Consider the following 17,378-nt stretch of genomic DNA (forward strand, 5'->3'; position numbering starts at 1 on the left):
TTATTACAATAACGATAGAATCAAGTCTAATTTAAACAAAATGAGCCCGATACAATATCGAGCTCATTATTATCAAAATTAATTATAAATTTGTCTAAACTTTTGGGTGCAGTCTATTTTGGGGCTTTTTTTGTTTATTATCTAGCTTATAATTTATATTTTTGCACTTATTAAATGTTTATTAAAGAGTGTTTAAATTATAATTATATCCGCCCAAAAAAGGAAATTTTGTTTTATCAAAGTGGAAATTTTGATTATTCGATTATAATTGCGAGGAACGAAGCAATCAGGAGCTATTTCCCGCTTTTCGTTGCAATATTTTTTATCGAGAAAAACGATAAAAAATGATTTTCACTTCACTCGGGGCTAGGGCTTTATGTTTTCTAAAACTATTTTGTTATTTAAATTTCTTATTCAACAGTAATTCTAACATCATTTATCACAGGAATTGTATCTACTTCTTTAAAATAATCAATAAGAATATTTCGTAGTTTATAGTTTAAATCAAATTTCTGAACTCCTTTTTTAAAGAAATTCATATTGTCACCACCATTAGACAAATAATCATTGGTTCCTACGTAATAAATAGTCTCTTTTTGAACAGGTTTCCCTTGTACTAATATGTTTTTTGGAAGATTATTTTTGTCAATTGTAAAAGTTACTCCAGCCAGAGGATGTGGTTTTTTTTCGGCGATAAAATAATCGACCATTTCAAGAATTTGCTCTCCTTTTAAAGCAATTACAACCAAACTATTTTCAAAAGGCATAATTTCAAAAGCCGTTCGTGCTGTTACATTTCCTTTTGGAAGTATGGAACGAATTCCCCCGCTATTGAGCAAGCAAATATCAATGTTCTTTTTTTCTCTCGCTTGAAACACAGTGTTTCCTCTCATTAAAGTAACATCAGCCATCAAATTACCAATTGTAGTTTGCCATTTCCCAGTGCTTTTGTCTAATGTTTCCTGACAATACGCTAGAACGCTGTCTAAATCTTTATTGATGTGTTCTCTGTAAGGTTTGATAAAATTTTCAATTTGAGGGACTTGAATTTCCTTTTCGGTGATAGGAATTCGTTTGCCTTCTATCTTAGTAACGTAGTAATTTTGTTTGCTGCAGGAAGCAACAAAAAAAAATGTTAAGAATATAACAAAAAGTTTAGAAACATCGTTATACTTTTTTAGATTTACCATTTTAAATGCGACTTAATTAATTAATTTTGTAATCAAGTAAAAGTAATATGTTTTTGAATTATATAAAGGATTTTTTTGTAAAAAAAACATTAAAAAAAAGCTTTCAAAATTTAAAAAATATTGAGTCAGTTAATGTTGTAAAAACAATTGGTTTACTGGTTGATGCCACTCGTTTTGCTGAAACGGAATTATTAATTCAACAGCTCATAGCAAACGGAATTGCACCAGAAAATATAACAACAATTGCATACAGAGATAAACTTAAAAAAACAGTAGAGCAAACATATCCTGTATTTAATTCAGGAAATTTAAATTGGAATGGAGAAATTTCTTCTTCGGAAGTAAATGATTTTGTCTCTGAAAAATTTGATTTGTTAATCAGTTATTACGACATAGAAAAAGCAATTTTATTAAAAATCACTCATATTTCAAAAGCGCAATTTAAAGTTGGTTTTTCATCAATAGACAAAAGACTAAATCATTTTATGATTAAAACTGATGTCGATAATTATACACTTTTTGTAAGTGAGCTATTCAAATATTTAAAAATATTAAACAAAATATAAATCTAATATGCAATCATTAATAGGTACTGGTGTTGCTCTTGTAACCCCGTTTAAAGAAGATTTTTCAATTGACACCGAAGCATTAAAAAGAATTGTGAATTTTTCAATCGACGGAGGAATTGAATATCTTGTAGTCTTGGGTACAACTGCCGAAAATGCAACATTGTCTCCAGACGAAAAAGAATTAGTTATTAGTACCGTAATCGAAGCTAATAATGGAAGTTTGCCATTAGTGCTTGGAGTAGGAGGAAACAATACTTTAAAAGTGGTAGAGGAGTTGAAGACAAGAGATTTGTCTGCATTTACAGCAATATTATCGGTTTCTCCGTATTATAATAAACCTACACAAGAAGGTATTTACCAACATTTTAAAGCTGTAGCCGAAGCATCTCCAATTCCGGTTATTTTATATAATGTTCCAGGAAGAACAGCCAGCAATATGTTGCCTTCAACCGTTATCCGTTTGGCTAATGATTTTGAAAATGTCGTAGCGATAAAAGAAGCTGCAGGTGATATCGTTCAAGCCATGCAATTGTTAAAAAACAAACCAAAAGATTTTCTGGTAATTTCAGGAGATGATATGATTGCTTTGCCAATGGTTTTGGCAGGAGGATCAGGCGTTATATCTGTAATTGGGCAAGGTTTTCCTAAAGAGTTTTCTGAAATGATTCGATTAGGATTGAATCGTAAAGTGGATGAAGCATTCAAATCACAATACCTTTTAGCAGATTGTATTGATATGATTTTTGAGCAAGGAAATCCAGCAGGAATCAAACAAGTGTTTCTATCACTGGGAATTTCAGAAAACACAGTACGTTTACCATTAGTAAAAGTAGATGATTCATTAGCAGAAAGAATTGATCAATTTGTCAAAAAAGTCAATAAACAAGGATAAAAAAAGAGTCTTTTTTTAAACAAAAAATATATTTTGAAGTCGCTAAATTAATAACTAAATTTGCCACCGAAACTTCGGTATGATTTTATGGGTTGTTTCAACCAAGAAATCATAAAAAAAGTAAAAAAATGAAAAAAATAATATCTCTATTGCTTCTTGTAGCTTTATTCAGTTCTTGTAGTGAATACCAAAAAGCATTAAAAACCGAAGATGTCGCTGTTAAATTTGAAATGGCCACTAAATTATACGACGCAGAGAAATATTCTAAAGCGATTCGTATTTTTGAACAAATTGCTCCAGCGTACAGAGGGAAACCTCAAGCTGAAAAATTGTTTTACATGTTTGCTCAATCGTATTACAAAACAAAACAATATTACTTGGCAGGATATCAATTTGAGAGTTTTGTTTCAGGATATCCAAAAAGTGAAAAACTGGAAGAAGCAGCTTATTTGGGAGCAAAAAGCTATTCTATGTTATCGCCAGTTTACAGTTTAGATCAAACGGATACTACTAAAGCATTAGATAAATTACAAACATTTATTGATAATAATCCTAATTCTCAGTACTTGGCAGAAGCAAATGCAACTGTAAAAGTTTTGAGCGAGAAAATAGAACAAAAGGTTTTCGAGAATGCTAAAGGATACAATACGATTTCTGATTATAAATCAGCAATTGTTGCTTTAGACAATTTTGTAGCAGATTATCCGGGAACTCCGTTTAAAGAAGATGCTTTATATTACAAGTTAGATTCAGCCTATCAATTGGCAATTAATAGTATTCCATCAAAAATGGAAGACCGATTAAATGTTGCAAAAGCAGCTCAATTGAGCTTGATTAAATTTAAAGCGGATACTAAATACAAGCAAGTAGCAAACGAAATGTTAGCTCGAATAGACAAAGATTTACAACAATTTAATAAATAAAGTCATGGATTTAAAGAAGACGAATGCTCCAGTAAATACAATAACATACAACAAAACTGTTATTGAAGAACCTACTGGTAATGTGTATGAAGCGATAACCATTATGGCTAAAAGAGCAAACCAAATCAATTCTGAAATTAAAAAAGAATTGACTGAGAAATTGGAAGAATTTGCTACATATAATGACAGTCTTGAAGAAGTTTTTGAAAACAAAGAGCAAATTGAGGTTTCAAAATTTTACGAAAAACTACCTAAGCCACACGCTTTAGCAGTTCAAGAATGGTTAGACGGAAAAATCTACCACAGAGATTCAAATAAATAATAGTTACTATGTCAGTTTTAAGCGGTAAGAAAATTCTACTTGGAGTTTCTGGTGGAATTGCAGCCTATAAAACAGCCACATTAGTACGACTTTTCATAAAAGCAGGTGCACATGTCCAAGTGATAATGACACCTGCTTCTAAGGATTTTGTAACTCCTCTTACGTTATCTACGTTATCCAAAAATCCTGTTCATTCCAGTTTTTATAATCAAGACGACGAGAATGAAAAATGGAATAATCATGTTGAATTAGCACTTTGGGCTGATTTGATGGTTATTGCTCCAGCAACTGCAAATACTTTGTCTAAAATGACAAATGGTACTTGTGATAATCTTCTGATTGCGACTTATTTATCAGCAAAATGTCCAGTATATTTTGCTCCTGCAATGGATTTAGACATGTACAAACATCCTTCTACTATTGCTAATTTCTCTTCTCTTACCCAATTTGGCAATGTCATAATTCCTGCTGAAAGCGGTGAATTGGCAAGCGGATTATCCGGTGAAGGAAGAATGGCGGAACCTGAAAATATTATCGCTTTTCTGGAAGCAGATTTAAACAGTAAATTGCCTCTTAAAGAGAAAAAAATATTAATTACTGCCGGTCCCACATACGAAGCAATAGATCCTGTGCGTTTTATAGGAAATCATTCTTCGGGAAAAATGGGTTTTGATATAGCGATAAGCGCTGCAAATCTGGGTGCTTCGGTGATTTTGGTTTCGGGACCTACAAATTGTAAAGTTTCAAATCCATTGATAAATGTGATTAATGTTGTGTCTGCAGAAGAAATGTATGTAGCTTGTCATCAGTTTTATGCTGATGTGGATGTTGCGATTGCAGCTGCGGCCGTTGCAGATTATAAACCCAAGAATGTTGCGCATCAAAAAATAAAAAAAGCGGCTGATGATTTTACAATAGAACTCGAAAAAACGAAGGATATTTTAGCTTCTTTGGGTGAACAAAAGAAAAATCAGTTTTTGATAGGTTTTGCTTTAGAAACAGAAAATGAAATTGATAATGCAATCTTGAAAATTCAGAAAAAAAACTTAGATTTGATTGTTTTAAATTCGCTTCAAGATCAAGGTGCTTGTTTTGGTAAAGCAACGAATAAAGTTACCTTTATTGATAAGTATTTCAATATTGAGCCAATGGAATTGAAATCGAAAGAAGCTGTTGCTGATGATATTCTAGAAAAGGTGAAAGTACATTTTATGAAATAGGGTAACGGATTTGTAATACAAATGCAATTTTTGAATTATTGTTAACCGTTAAGAAACAATACAAATCTACAGATGAATAAAATAATTATTTTTTTTCTGCTTTTTACTTATGGGCTTACACAAGCGCAACAATTAAACTGTACGGTAACGGTTGATTCACAAAAATTGAGTGTTACAAATCAGCAAGTTTTTAAAACATTGCAAACTTCAATAAGTGAGTTTGTAAATAAAACGGATTGGACCGGACAAGTTGTAAAGCAGAATGAAAAAATTAATTGTTCGATGTATATTACTGTTTCTTCAAACAATTCAGACCAATTTACTGCAACTATTCAAGTGCAATCTTCAAGACCTATTTTTAATTCCTCCTATTCCTCTCCAGTATTAAATTATAACGATAAAGACTTTAATTTTAGATATACTGAGTTTGAAAATCTAATTTTTAACCCAACTACATTCGATTCTAATTTAGTTTCAGTTTTGGCTTTTTACAGTTATATGATTTTAGGAATGGATGCAGATACTTTTGTTTCTGAATCGGGAAATTCTTATTTTGAGACAGCTCAAAACATTTCAAATGTTGCTCAACAAGGCGGTTCTAAAGGATGGAGTCAAGCTGATGGAAACCAAAATCGCTACTTTTTGATAAATGATATTTTATCCCCGGCATTCAAACAAATACGTCAAACCATGCTTGATTATCATACTGGTTTAGATGTAATGAACCAGGATTTAAAGGCGTCTAAAGAAAAAATAAAAGTATCACTAATAGATTTGAGTAAATTAAATGCTTCCAGACCCAATGCATTTTTAACCCGCGTTTTTTTCGATGCTAAATCAGATGAAATAGTTTCTATATTTTCTGGCGGACCCAGTATTACAATCTCAGATTTAGTCGATAATCTGAATAAAATTTCTCCTTTGAATTCAAGTAAATGGATGCTGATGAAATATTAATTGATTTTTCAATTTTTAGTTTAATTCAGCCTCACATCACAAAACAATATAGTAAATGATAACGTCACTTTCGATAAAAAACTATGCCTTAATAGAAAAATTGTCTATTGATTTTTCAAAAGGATTTTCAATAATTACAGGAGAAACCGGAGCGGGAAAATCGATAATATTAGGCGCAATAGGTTTGGTTTTAGGAAAAAGAGCTGACTTAACTTCTTTGAAAAATAAAGAAGAAAAGTGTGTCATTGAAGCCCATTTCGAAATTTCTAAATATAATTTGCTTCCTTTTTTTGAAGAAAATGATTTAGATTATGAAAATGATACCATAATTAGACGAGAAATTCTTCCTTCGGGAAAATCCAGGGCTTTTATAAATGACAGTCCTGTGAATCTTCAGGAATTGCAGGAATTGAGCTTGTTCTTGATAGATATTCATTCGCAACAGCAAACTCAAGAACTTTCGGATGAAACTGTACAGTTCGAAATTATTGATGCAATTGCCAATAATAAAGAAACAATTCTGGAATATCAATCTCTTTTAAAAAGCTATAAATCGGATAAATCCAAATTAAATTCGCTGTTGAAAAGACAAAGTGAATCTAAGAAAGAACAGGAATACAATGCTTTTTTATTGGATGAATTAGTTGCGGCTCAATTAAAAGCTGGAGAACAAGAAACTCTTGAAGCTGATTTTGAGAAGTTGAACAATGTTGAGATTATTAAAGAATCTATCGATAAATCTTTGGCTATCGCCAATGAAGAGCAAATAGGTGTCATGCATAATTTGAATGAAATTAAGGCTTCATTGCAAAGAATTGCATCTTTTTCGACGGAATATCATTCTTTGTTAGAGAGAATTTCAAGCTTAACAATTGAGTTTGATGATATTTCAGATGAAATGAATCGCTGTTCAGAGAAACTGATTAATGATCCGGAGCAATTGGATTTAATCAGTCAAAAATTGCAAGTGATTTTTAATTTGCAAAAGAAACATCAGGTTTCCTCTGTGGAGGAATTACTGGAAATTCAAGCTAATCTGGAAAATTCAGTTTTAGCATTAGGCAATATGGAAGAAGAAATTGCGGCACTGACGATTTCTATCGAACAAAAAACAGTTGAATTGGATGCTTTTTCGACTACAATTCATACGAATAGATTGGATTCGATTCCAGTTTTATCTCAAAAGTTGATTACCATTTTAGAAACTTTGGGAATGCCAAATGTTCGCTTTAATATAGACATTACTACTACTGAAACTTATTTTCAAAATGGAAAAGATGAGCTTCAGTTTTTATTCTCGGCTAATAAAGGAACTGATTTTGGTTTATTGAAGAAAGTAGCTTCTGGTGGAGAAATGTCAAGGATTATGCTTGCTGTTAAGGCGATATTGGCACAATATTCAAAATTACCAACCTTAATTTTTGATGAAATTGATACTGGTGTTTCCGGAGAAATCGCCATTAGGATGGGGGAAATCATGAAAGAGATGAGTAAGGAAATGCAAATTTTTGCCATTACCCATTTACCTCAAATTGCAGCAAAAGGAAATGCACATTTCAAAGTGTTCAAATCAACTGTTGGCGAAGACACACTGTCTGAATTGAAGTTATTAAACGGAGAGGAAAGACTGGTTGAAATTGCTCAAATGTTATCTGGAACTGTTGTTTCTGATTCGGCCTTAAATCATGCTAAAGCCTTGCTGAACTAATTTTTTACTTTATATTTGTTTCCTTTAAAAGCAAGTCTTTTGCAGGAGCAATAAAACGATTACACGAATAAATAAAAAACGAATAACCAAGAATATGATTATAGAACCTAGAATGAGAGGATTTATTTGTACGACATCTCACCCAAAAGGATGCGAACAAAATGTTAAAAATCAAATAGAATATATTAAATCAAAAGGACCTATTAACGGGGCTAAAAAAGTATTGGTAATTGGAGCTTCAACCGGATTTGGTTTGGCTTCAAGAATTACAAGTGCTTTTGGTTCTGATGCAGGAACTATTGGTGTATTTTTTGAAAAACCTCCAACAGAAGGTAAAACAGCTTCTCCAGGTTGGTATAATTCTGCAGCTTTTGAAACTGAAGCGCATAAAGCGGGTTTATATGCAAAAAGTATCAATGGAGATGCGTTTTCGAATGAAGTAAAACAACAAACTTTAGATCTTATAAAAGCTGATTTAGGGCAAGTAGACTTAGTAATCTACAGTTTGGCTTCTCCTGTTCGTATGCATCCGGTTACCGGTGTTTTGCATCGCTCAGTATTGAAACCTATCGGAGGAACTTTTACCAATAAAACAGTTGATTTTCATTCGGGTAAAGTTTCAGAAATTTCAATTGAGCCTTGTAGTGGTGACGATATTGAAAATACTATTGCCGTAATGGGTGGTGAAGATTGGGCGATGTGGATTGATGCTTTAAAAGCTCAAAATCTACTGGCTCCAGGGGCTACAACTGTTGCTTATTCTTATATTGGGCCATCATTGACTGAAGCCGTTTATAGAAAAGGTACAATTGGTCGTGCTAAAGATCATCTTGAAGCGACAGCATTTGCTATCACTAACAGTTTAGCTGCTATTGATGGTAAAGCATTCGTTTCGGTAAATAAAGCATTGGTTACACAAGCAAGTTCGGCCATTCCGGTTATTCCATTGTATATTTCTTTGTTGTATAAAATAATGAAAGAAGAAGGAATTCACGAAGGTTGTATCGAACAAATTCAACGTTTGTATCAAGAAAGATTATATACTGGAAATGAAGTTCCGGTTGATGAAAAAGGAAGAATCCGTATTGACGATTTAGAAATGCGTCCTGATGTTCAAGAGAAAGTAGCTAAATTATGGATTGAAGCTGTAACTGAAAATTTATCTGAAATAGGAGATTTAGAAGGATACAGAAAAGATTTTTACAATCTATTTGGCTTTGACGTTGCAGGAGTAGATTATAAAGCAGATGCTAACGAACTGGTAAACATCGAAAGTATTGCTTAATCCCAATTACTAAATTAAATATTTATAAAACCATCAATTAATAGTTGATGGTTTTTTTATGGATAAAGATTATATTTGTTAAAATTTTTTGAGCCTAAAAAAAGATCTTTAATACCACAGTCACAATTTATGTTATTTTCCCTAATTATACCAGTTTACAATCGCCCGGATGAAGTTGATGAACTTTTAGAGAGCTTGTCTCATTCAACGTTTAACGAAATTTTTGAAATTGTTCTTATTGAAGATGGCTCTTCCATAGTTTGCAAAGATGTAGCTCAAAAATATGGTGACAGACTTGATATTTCCTATTATTTCAAGGAAAATTCGGGGCCTGGGGATTCCAGAAATTACGGAATGAAAAAAGCCAGAGGTGATTATTTTATCATTTTCGATTCGGATTGTATTATTCCAAAAGAATATTTATCAGAGGTTGATAAAGCTTTAAAGCAGAATTATGTAGATTGTTTTGGTGGGCCTGATAAGGCTTTAGACAGTTTTTCGGATATACAAAAAGCAATTAATTTTGCGATGACTTCTTTTTTGACCACGGGAGGAATCAGAGGTGGTTCTGAAAAAATAGATAAGTTTCAGCCAAGAAGTTTTAATATGGGATTGTCTCGTAAAGCTTTTGAAGCATCAAAAGGTTTTGGAAATATTCATCCCGGTGAAGATCCGGATTTGTCAATTCGACTGTGGAATTTAGGTTTTGAGACTAAACTGTTTCCTAATGCATTTGTATATCACAAGAGAAGAATTGATTGGGATAAGTTTTCGACTCAAGTAAACAAATTTGGAAAAGCACGACCAATTCTAAATAGTTGGTATCCTAAATACAATAAGCTTACTTTTTTCTTTCCTTCGGTATTTATAATTGGATTTTTTATTTCCTTTTTATTGATGTTGATTTTTAATTTTGATTTACTGCTTCAATTGTATTTTGTTTACTTTTTGGTACTGTTTTTGGTGTCTTCTTATCAAAATAAAAGCTTGAAAATTGGGTATTTATCATTGATAGCTGTTTGGAAACAATTTTACGGTTACGGAACTGGTTTTATTGTATCCTTTTTTAAAATTATCATTTTGAAGCAAAAACCTCAAGAAGCTTTCCCTGAATTATTTTTCAAAGTTTAATATGACAAAAATAATTGGTTTAACTGGCGGTATCGGAAGTGGGAAAACCACCATTGCAAATTATTTTAAATCATTTGGCATTCCAGTGTACATTGCTGATGACGAAGCCAGAAAAATCATGCAATCTGTAGAGATTATAAGCGCTATTAAAGATGTATTTGGTGATACAGTTTTTGAAAATGAGAAGTTGAACAGAGAAGAATTAGCCAAAATTGTTTTTAATAACCCCGAAAAATTAGAAAAACTTAACAATATTGTTCATCCTGCTGTAAAAAAACATTTTGAGCAATGGCTTTTACAACATACTGCAGCTCCTTATGTTATTTACGAAGCTGCAATTTTATTTGAAAGTGGAAGTTATAAAAATTGTGATTTGATCATAACTGTCACAGCACCAATAGAATCAAGGATCAAGAGAGTTGTTGAACGTGATAAAACGACACGCGAACTTGTTTTGAAAAGAATAAATGCACAATGGACTGATGAACAACGCATCTCAAAAAGCGATTTCATCATAGAAAATACTTCTATGGAAACTACAAAATTAGAAGTTGTTAAAATTCTTAAAATTTTAAAGATTAAACAAAATGTGGTATAGGTGTTAATGTTTGGTTAATCTATTATTTAATATATTGTTAAAATACTAAATTTGTTTCGATGAATAAACTTTTTTTTAGATTACTTGTTTTATTGATGAGTCTGTCCTTAATAGGGATAATTCTTGTTCAAGTGTATTGGTTTAATACTTCATTCAAAAACAATGATGAGCAGTTTAAATTCCATGTTAAGCAAGTAATTGGTAATGTGGCAGATAAGATTCAAAAGCAAGAAACATATAGTTTTTATGATAAAATAAATCATTATAAAGACAGCACCGGAAAAGTGCCTGAAAAGGATGATATATTAGAGTTTTATTATGTTCAAAAAAATCCAAGAACAAATAAAACAATTATATATTCTAACAGTATAATTTCTGAAGATTATAATATTTCACCAACGTTCTTTGATAAAAAATTTGATAGTGAAAAATTTAAAAGCTTTAGTTCCAAAAGGGTTACTGAAGTTTATAATAATAATTCGATGGATAAATCAGGAGTGAGTCAAAGTTTGATTCCTGATGTTAGAATTGAAAAATCAGGTAACCTTGATATTTTGGATGACGCTCTTTTTGAAATTTCTGCGAAGGATGTGCTGTCTGCAATGCCGCTCGAAGAACGCGTTACTAGTGATGTTTTACAGAAACTGATTAAAAAAGAATTAGGAGAATATGGTATTGAAACAAGATTTGAGTTTGGTATTTACAGCAATAATTTAGCGACCAAAATTAAATCAAATGCCTTTAAATATGATAAAGAAGCAACGTATTCAATTCCTATTTTTACAGATAATGAAGGAAATAGTAAATACCAATTGCTGGTTACATTTCCGCTCAAAAAGAAATTTTTATTGTCAGAACTCGTTAGTATAACAGTTCTTTCTATTGTTTTTACACTGATTATTTTAATTGCGTATACAAGTGCATTGAATCAATTGATACGTCAACGTCAAATTTCTGAAATCAAAAATGATTTCATTAATAATATGACACATGAATTTAAAACTCCAATTGCAACTATCAATTTAGCTTTGGATGCGATTAGAAATCCAAAAATAATAGATGACAAAGAGAAGGTTTTGCGATACCTTCAAATGATTAAGGATGAAAATAAACGCATGCATGCACAAGTAGAAAATGTGCTTCGAATTTCTAAATTAGAAAAGAAAGAATTAGATATTACTAAGGAATCAAATAATATTCATGAAATTATTGAAGATGCAATAGATCATGTGAATTTGATTTTAGAGGACAGGCAAGGAACAATTACCTGCCATTTTAAAGCCATTAGAACCACAGTTTTAATCAATGATGTTCATTTTACCAATGTTATTGTGAATATTTTAGAAAACGCGATAAAATACTCGCCTAATGTTCCTGAAATTGAAATTTTCACTGAAAATATCAAAGATATGGTCATTATTAAAGTGAAAGATAGTGGTTTGGGAATGAGTAAAATAGCTCAAAAAAGAATTTTCGAAAAATTCTACAGAGAACATACCGGAGACATTCATAATGTCAAAGGACACGGGTTAGGATTAGCTTACGTAAAAAGAATTGTTGACGACCATAACGGTCAAGTATATGTTGAAAGTGAAAAGGGAAAAGGGAGTACCTTCATAATAAAATTACCATTAATAAATTAGAATATGGAAAATGTAAATAAAAAAATACTTCTAGTCGAAGATGACCTTAATTTTGGTGCAGTTTTAAAAGATTATTTAATGCTAAATGATTTTGATGTTACTTTAGCCAAAAACGGAATGGAAGGATTCGAAAAATTCAAAAAGGATACTTATGATTTATGTATTCTGGATGTAATGATGCCTTACAAAGATGGTTATACTTTAGCAAAAGAAATCAGAGAAAAAAATAATGAAGTGCCAATTATATTCTTGACAGCAAAATCTATGAAAGAAGATGTGTTGAAAGGGTATAAAGCAGGTGCTGACGATTACTTGAATAAACCTTTTGATTCTGAAGTATTGTTGATGAAAATCAAGGCAATAATCCAAAGAAAATCATCGGATACTAAAGCTGAACAAGTACAATTTGAATTTAATATTGGTAAATTTCATTTGAATTCAAAACTTCGTTTTTTAACTTTTAATAATGATGAACCAATAAAGTTATCTCCGAAAGAAAATGAATTATTGAAAATGTTGATTCTTCACGAAAATGACTTGATGCCAAGAGAATTGGCCTTGACAAAAATTTGGAGAGATGATAACTATTTTACTTCAAGAAGTATGGATGTGTACATCGCTAAGTTGAGAAAATATTTGAAACTTGATGAGGATGTAGAAATTTTAAATATCCACGGAGAAGGATTCAGATTAGTGGTTAAGAATAAAGTAGCAGAATAAATAGATATAAGCCTCAAGAAATTGAGGCTTTTTTTTGGAGTAAAAGTAGGTGTTCTATTTCCAGTTCAATTGTAAAGCAAAACTCGTCTTATCATCTTTTGTAATGCTAAAAACTGTTTCGCTCTCAGAAATACTTTCATGAATAATCACTTTATCTTTTAGTGATAATTCCTTTAAGAAATTCATCTCAAAACTTTTAATTTTTTGTTTCAGGATTAATTGTTCATCAACCAAATCCAAGCACCATTCCAGATATTTGACATTATTGACATGATTCACAATGTCTAAATCAGATAAAAACACACTTTTTTCGAAAACTATTTCTTTCTCATGATTGAAATTGATTTTAGAAAAACCCTCTAGCGTAGCTCTTTTTTCGGGATATAATTCAAAATGTTCAAACGGCAAAGCCAATCCTTCCGGACGACGTTTTTTAGTGTTAAATACAGCCCAGAAAGTCTCAGAACCCACAATTTTTTCTCCATTTACATGCATTTCAAGTGCTCGTACTGAACGGGAGTTTTCTAAGGAATTGATCCAGGTTTTTACGGTTACAGTATCTCCCCATTTGGGTAATTTAGTGATTTCAACACGCATTCTGCTCAAAACCCATGCTTGGTCAAATTCTTGCATATCAGTAAAACTAATGCCACCAGTTTCTGAATGTGCAGAAGCAGTTAACTGCAAGATATTACACAAATCAGTGTATTTTAAAAATCCATTTGGCGCGCATTGTGTAAAATTGATTTCCCAATCTTTGCTTAAAACAGAAGTGAAATTTGGAGAGATAGGCATATAAATAATTATGAATTATGAATTTGTATTCTTAGATATAAGATGTATTGTTTTATTTTTTTGAATTGATGTAATCCACAATAGTTTCATACGGAGTTTCAAAATCAAACCATTTCGTATTTTCATTTCTTTTGAACCAAGTCAATTGACGTTTTGAAAATCGTCGCGTGTTTTTCTTTATTTCTTCAATGGCAAATTCCAATGAAATTTCTCTGCCAAAATAGCTGAATAGCTCTCTGTAACCCACGGTTTGCAGTGCATTCAACTCTTTATTTGGGAATAATTTTTTTGCTTCAGCCTGAAGTCCTTCATTCATCATAATATCAACGCGTTGATTGATTCGGTTGTAAATGATTTTTCTGTCGGCTTCCAGACCAATTAAAATAGGAGTGAAGTTTCGACTGTTTTTTTTCAGGTTTAAAAAAGAAGAATACGGTTTCCCAGCACCAATACACACTTCCACGAAACGCATCATTCGTTGTGGGTTTTGCAAGGTTTGTGGATTTTCGGTAGTCAAGCTTTTATAATAATCTGGATCTAAAACTTCGAGTTTTTGTTGTAAATATCCAATTCCCAGTTTCTCATAATTCGTATTTATTTCAGTACGGACTGAAACGTCTATTTCGGGAAATTCATCAAAACCTTTTAGAATTGCATCAACATACAATCCGGAACCACCAACTAAAATGGCGTAATCATTGGTCAAAAATAATTCGTCAAGTTTTGCAATAGCCTCTTTCTCGAAATCACCAACGGTATAATTCTCGAATACGGATTTGTTTTGTATAAAATGATGTGTAGCCGCGGCTAATTCGGCTTTGTTTGGTACAGCTGTTCCAATGGTCATTTCCTTGAAAAACTGTCGGCTGTCACAGGAAATAATATCACATTTAAAATAATTAGCTAATACAATACTCAGGGAAGTTTTGCCTATGGCTGTGGGTCCGATAATGGTGATTAAGTATTTCATGTTTTTTAGCCCAGATGGAAACGAAAACCCCGGATTTATGAAAGTTAGTTTTTCTTGGTGTAAAAGAGCTTATCCCGAAGTCTCGGGATAAGCTCCTTTTATGCCTTAGAAAAACAACTGGAATAACGAGGAGTTAAAGTGTACAGCTGGAATTGCTTCAAATTAATATTATTTTAAATCCTTACCGCAATGATAGCAGTATTTTGCATTATGTTCATGTCCTTCGGTACCACAATTAGCACACGGATCAATTCTTTCTTCTCTTGTTTTTTTGCGATTGTTGTTTGCAAATTCAGCTGAAACAATTCCTGTAGGAACGGCAATGATGCCGTAACCCATAATCATTACTATCGAAGCAATGGCCTGACCTAGCGGGGTTATGGGCGAAATATCTCCATATCCTACTGTTGTGAGTGTCACGATGGTCCAATAAATACTGATGGGAATACTGGTAAAACCGCCTTCTTTTCCTTCGACAATATACATTATAGAACCTATGATGATGCTGCTGATTAACATGAAATAAATGAAAATAAGTATTTTTCCTCGGCTGGCAATCAAGGCTTCTTTTAGATGAGTGGATTGACTTGAGAATTTTGGATGTTTTAAAATCTTAAATAATCGCAACAATCGTAAAGCTCTGACAACGGTTAAAACGCTGGTTCCAACAATAAATAAAGAGAAATACATGGGTAATGTTGCTATCAAATCAATTATTCCATAAAAACTAAAGATGTATTTCAATGGCTTTTTGATGGATATAATTCTAAGAAGGTATTCTAAGGTGAAAAAAATGGTTATAATCCATTCTAATACTATGAGTTCATAATGGTATTTTGTATCAAAACCTTTGACCGTTTCGAGCATAACTATAATGACACTCAACAGAATAACGCCTAAAAGAATAAGGTCAAATAATCTTCCTGAAGCGGTATTTGTACCGTAAATTACGACATTGGTTCTATGTCTGAAAGTGTCAAATTTTGACTTTAATCTTTGCATAATTATGTTGTAATTATTAGCATGCGATTAGAATTTTACGATTTTCAACGTTTTGCTTTTTCGAACATGACCTTGAATAATATTGCGTACATCCCTATTGCTTTGCATGGGGATGATAATGTTTTTAAGAATTTCGATGTTGTTGATTTGATAATTTAAGTCATAGAAAGCATAGCCTTTATAGATTCCGTTTTCAATCAAAACAGCGCTGCGCTCATTGATGGTTCTTCCTCGGTCGACCAGTACCATATTTTGATTTTCGAAACTGTTTTTATCTATAAATGCTTGAACTCTTGCGTTATATTCTTCGGCAGAAACCTCGCCAATGCAAGCCCCGTCACATTCTTTTATGCTGTACTGAAAACAGTTTGTTTTAGAAACATATAAACCGGTAAGTTTTTGGCACAAATTATAATGAGAAGTTATTCTGAACAACGCATTTTTGCCTTCTTGTAAAGAAGTAAATGAGGTGATTTCTTTCTTTCTACCATCCGCTTTTTGAAGCTTTAGGTTGAGATATCCATTTTTATCTTTTTCTGCGTATAAAGCCAATTGAAAAATACTTTTCCGCTGGGCTCTATTGTGGATGGGTTTGTTGATTTTTATTTCTTCACTTTCTTTCAATAAAGCGATCAATTCACTTCCGGTTTCATCATAGGTTACCGTGAAAACCTCGGCTTGGATTTTCTTGCATTTAGTAGAAGTTCCCGTAAAATGCTGGTTGATGCGTTTTTTTATGTTTCGGCTTTTGCCAATATAAATCAGATTTCCTTTTTCATTGTGAATGTAATAGATGCCTGTTTTAGCGGGTAAACTAGAAACAATATCCAGTAATTTTGGAGCGATTCCTTTTTCGATTTCAAGCTTTATAAAATCTTTTACAATTTCTTTTTCTAAATCTTTTTCTAAAAGAATTTTAAATAATTTCACTGTAGCCAAAGCATCACCACTGGCTCTGTGCCTATCTGCCATTGGGATTCCAAGAGCACGGACCAATTTCCCTAAACTATGGGAAGGTTGCTCAGGCAATAGTTTTTTTGATAATTCAACCGTACAAAGTGTTCTGGCTTCAAAATCATACCCTAATCGTCTGAATTCAGTTCGTAGTATTCTGTAATCAAAAGAGGCATTATGGGCTACAATAACACAGTCGTTTGTCATTTCGATGATGCGTTTCGCAACTTCAAAAAACTTGGGTGCAGATTGTAGCATGGCGTTATTAATACCAGTAAGTTTCACTACAAATGGCTGAATTGGAATTTCCGGATTTACCAAACTGATAAATTGATCCACCACCTCATGACCATCAAATTTATAGATAGCGATTTCAGTGATTCCTTCTTCGTTGAATTGTCCTCCAGTGGTTTCTATGTCTAGTATTGCGTACAAATTTTTTGTTTAATGTTTAATGTCTCAAGTTACGAAACATCTGAAATTAAAAATCGTTAATCTG

17 protein-coding genes are annotated in these 17,378 nt (G+C 32.2%); 12 read left to right on the top strand and 5 right to left on the bottom strand.

The window, feature by feature from the left end; genetic code table 11:
• Positions 1–410: 410 nt before the first annotated feature.
• The gene (locus tag QLS31_RS09500) at positions 411–1,190 is read right to left on the bottom strand and encodes a 5'-nucleotidase (RefSeq protein WP_282743662.1); all 780 of its coding nucleotides are present in this window, start codon (positions 1,188–1,190) and stop codon (positions 411–413) included.
• A gap of 47 nt (positions 1,191–1,237) precedes the next feature.
• Here QLS31_RS09500 and QLS31_RS09505 point away from each other — a divergent pair, with 47 nt between their 5' ends.
• The 12 genes from QLS31_RS09505 to QLS31_RS09560 all read left to right on the top strand — a co-directional run bounded on the left by QLS31_RS09505 (position 1,238) and on the right by QLS31_RS09560 (position 13,158).
• On the top strand, positions 1,238–1,756 hold the full coding sequence (locus QLS31_RS09505) for a hypothetical protein (RefSeq protein ID WP_282743664.1): 519 nt from the start codon (positions 1,238–1,240) through the stop codon (positions 1,754–1,756).
• Positions 1,757–1,763: 7 nt separating this feature from the next.
• Positions 1,764–2,651, top strand: a complete 888-nt coding sequence (gene dapA / locus QLS31_RS09510) for a 4-hydroxy-tetrahydrodipicolinate synthase (protein ID WP_282743665.1) — start codon at positions 1,764–1,766, stop codon at positions 2,649–2,651.
• Positions 2,652–2,779: 128 nt separating this feature from the next.
• Positions 2,780–3,574, top strand: a complete 795-nt coding sequence (gene bamD, locus QLS31_RS09515) for an outer membrane protein assembly factor BamD (protein ID WP_121343336.1) — start codon at positions 2,780–2,782, stop codon at positions 3,572–3,574.
• 4 nt (positions 3,575–3,578) lie between these two features.
• Complete coding sequence (locus QLS31_RS09520; RefSeq protein ID WP_026709525.1) at positions 3,579–3,896, top strand: DNA-directed RNA polymerase subunit omega; 318 nt, start codon at positions 3,579–3,581, stop codon at positions 3,894–3,896.
• 8 nt (positions 3,897–3,904) lie between these two features.
• Positions 3,905–5,116, top strand: coding sequence for a bifunctional phosphopantothenoylcysteine decarboxylase/phosphopantothenate--cysteine ligase CoaBC (gene coaBC, locus QLS31_RS09525; protein WP_282743666.1), 1,212 nt, complete (start codon positions 3,905–3,907; stop codon positions 5,114–5,116).
• Positions 5,117–5,188: 72 nt separating this feature from the next.
• Positions 5,189–6,073 carry a DUF4835 family protein gene (locus QLS31_RS09530; RefSeq protein WP_282743667.1) on the top strand — a complete coding sequence of 295 codons (885 nt, stop codon included), beginning with the start codon at positions 5,189–5,191 and terminating at the stop codon, positions 6,071–6,073.
• A gap of 55 nt (positions 6,074–6,128) precedes the next feature.
• Positions 6,129–7,781, top strand: coding sequence for a DNA repair protein RecN (gene recN / locus QLS31_RS09535; protein WP_282743668.1), 1,653 nt, complete (start codon positions 6,129–6,131; stop codon positions 7,779–7,781).
• Between the two features lie 94 nt (positions 7,782–7,875).
• Positions 7,876–9,066: an enoyl-ACP reductase FabV gene (gene fabV, locus QLS31_RS09540; RefSeq protein ID WP_282743669.1), complete on the top strand. Its 1,191-nt coding sequence runs from the start codon at positions 7,876–7,878 to the stop codon at positions 9,064–9,066.
• Positions 9,067–9,195: 129 nt separating this feature from the next.
• Positions 9,196–10,197 (top strand): glycosyltransferase, encoded by a 1,002-nt coding sequence (locus tag QLS31_RS09545; RefSeq protein ID WP_121343335.1) that lies wholly within the window; start codon positions 9,196–9,198, stop codon positions 10,195–10,197.
• Between the two features lies 1 nt (position 10,198).
• Positions 10,199–10,795: a dephospho-CoA kinase gene (gene coaE, locus QLS31_RS09550; RefSeq protein ID WP_282743670.1), complete on the top strand. Its 597-nt coding sequence runs from the start codon at positions 10,199–10,201 to the stop codon at positions 10,793–10,795.
• A 59-nt stretch (positions 10,796–10,854) separates the two neighbouring features.
• On the top strand, positions 10,855–12,438 hold the full coding sequence (locus QLS31_RS09555) for a HAMP domain-containing sensor histidine kinase (protein ID WP_099715104.1): 1,584 nt from the start codon (positions 10,855–10,857) through the stop codon (positions 12,436–12,438).
• Between the two features lie 3 nt (positions 12,439–12,441).
• Complete coding sequence (locus QLS31_RS09560) at positions 12,442–13,158, top strand: response regulator transcription factor (RefSeq protein WP_099715105.1); 717 nt, start codon at positions 12,442–12,444, stop codon at positions 13,156–13,158.
• A 54-nt stretch (positions 13,159–13,212) separates the two neighbouring features.
• Here the strand turns inward: QLS31_RS09560 and QLS31_RS09565 are convergent, their stop codons facing one another.
• From QLS31_RS09565 to QLS31_RS09580, 4 genes are all read right to left on the bottom strand, one after another.
• Positions 13,213–13,953, bottom strand: coding sequence for an acyl-ACP thioesterase domain-containing protein (locus QLS31_RS09565; protein WP_282743671.1), 741 nt, complete (start codon positions 13,951–13,953; stop codon positions 13,213–13,215).
• Between the two features lie 52 nt (positions 13,954–14,005).
• Positions 14,006–14,923, bottom strand: a complete 918-nt coding sequence (gene miaA / locus QLS31_RS09570) for a tRNA (adenosine(37)-N6)-dimethylallyltransferase MiaA (protein ID WP_282743672.1) — start codon at positions 14,921–14,923, stop codon at positions 14,006–14,008.
• 168 nt (positions 14,924–15,091) lie between these two features.
• Positions 15,092–15,925, bottom strand: coding sequence for an ion transporter (locus QLS31_RS09575; RefSeq protein ID WP_099715108.1), 834 nt, complete (start codon positions 15,923–15,925; stop codon positions 15,092–15,094).
• A 27-nt stretch (positions 15,926–15,952) separates the two neighbouring features.
• Positions 15,953–17,314 (bottom strand): exonuclease domain-containing protein, encoded by a 1,362-nt coding sequence (locus tag QLS31_RS09580; RefSeq protein ID WP_282743673.1) that lies wholly within the window; start codon positions 17,312–17,314, stop codon positions 15,953–15,955.
• Between the last annotated feature and the right edge of the window lie 64 nt (positions 17,315–17,378).

The sequence above is a fragment of the Flavobacterium sp. XS2P24 genome, from assembly GCF_030010285.1.
Classification (GTDB): Bacteria; Bacteroidota; Bacteroidia; order Flavobacteriales; family Flavobacteriaceae; genus Flavobacterium; species Flavobacterium algoritolerans.

Bases quoted from the DNA above. Each gene is read 5' to 3' on its own strand.
- QLS31_RS09560 (WP_099715105.1), top strand. From the start codon at position 12,442: ATGGAAAATGTAAATAAAAAAATACTTCTAGTCGAAGATGACCTTAAT.
- QLS31_RS09545 (WP_121343335.1), top strand. From the start codon at position 9,196: ATGTTATTTTCCCTAATTATACCAGTTTACAATCGCCCGGATGAAGTT.
- QLS31_RS09505 (WP_282743664.1), top strand. From the start codon at position 1,238: ATGTTTTTGAATTATATAAAGGATTTTTTTGTAAAAAAAACATTAAAA.
- coaE (WP_282743670.1), top strand. From the start codon at position 10,199: ATGACAAAAATAATTGGTTTAACTGGCGGTATCGGAAGTGGGAAAACC.
- coaBC (WP_282743666.1), top strand. From the start codon at position 3,905: ATGTCAGTTTTAAGCGGTAAGAAAATTCTACTTGGAGTTTCTGGTGGA.
- QLS31_RS09520 (WP_026709525.1), top strand. From the start codon at position 3,579: ATGGATTTAAAGAAGACGAATGCTCCAGTAAATACAATAACATACAAC.
- bamD (WP_121343336.1), top strand. From the start codon at position 2,780: ATGAAAAAAATAATATCTCTATTGCTTCTTGTAGCTTTATTCAGTTCT.
- QLS31_RS09565 (WP_282743671.1), bottom strand. From the start codon at position 13,953: ATGCCTATCTCTCCAAATTTCACTTCTGTTTTAAGCAAAGATTGGGAA.
- QLS31_RS09500 (WP_282743662.1), bottom strand. From the start codon at position 1,190: ATGGTAAATCTAAAAAAGTATAACGATGTTTCTAAACTTTTTGTTATA.
- QLS31_RS09530 (WP_282743667.1), top strand. From the start codon at position 5,189: ATGAATAAAATAATTATTTTTTTTCTGCTTTTTACTTATGGGCTTACA.
- QLS31_RS09575 (WP_099715108.1), bottom strand. From the start codon at position 15,925: ATGCAAAGATTAAAGTCAAAATTTGACACTTTCAGACATAGAACCAAT.
- miaA (WP_282743672.1), bottom strand. From the start codon at position 14,923: ATGAAATACTTAATCACCATTATCGGACCCACAGCCATAGGCAAAACT.
- QLS31_RS09555 (WP_099715104.1), top strand. From the start codon at position 10,855: ATGAATAAACTTTTTTTTAGATTACTTGTTTTATTGATGAGTCTGTCC.
- dapA (WP_282743665.1), top strand. From the start codon at position 1,764: ATGCAATCATTAATAGGTACTGGTGTTGCTCTTGTAACCCCGTTTAAA.
- fabV (WP_282743669.1), top strand. From the start codon at position 7,876: ATGATTATAGAACCTAGAATGAGAGGATTTATTTGTACGACATCTCAC.
- recN (WP_282743668.1), top strand. From the start codon at position 6,129: ATGATAACGTCACTTTCGATAAAAAACTATGCCTTAATAGAAAAATTG.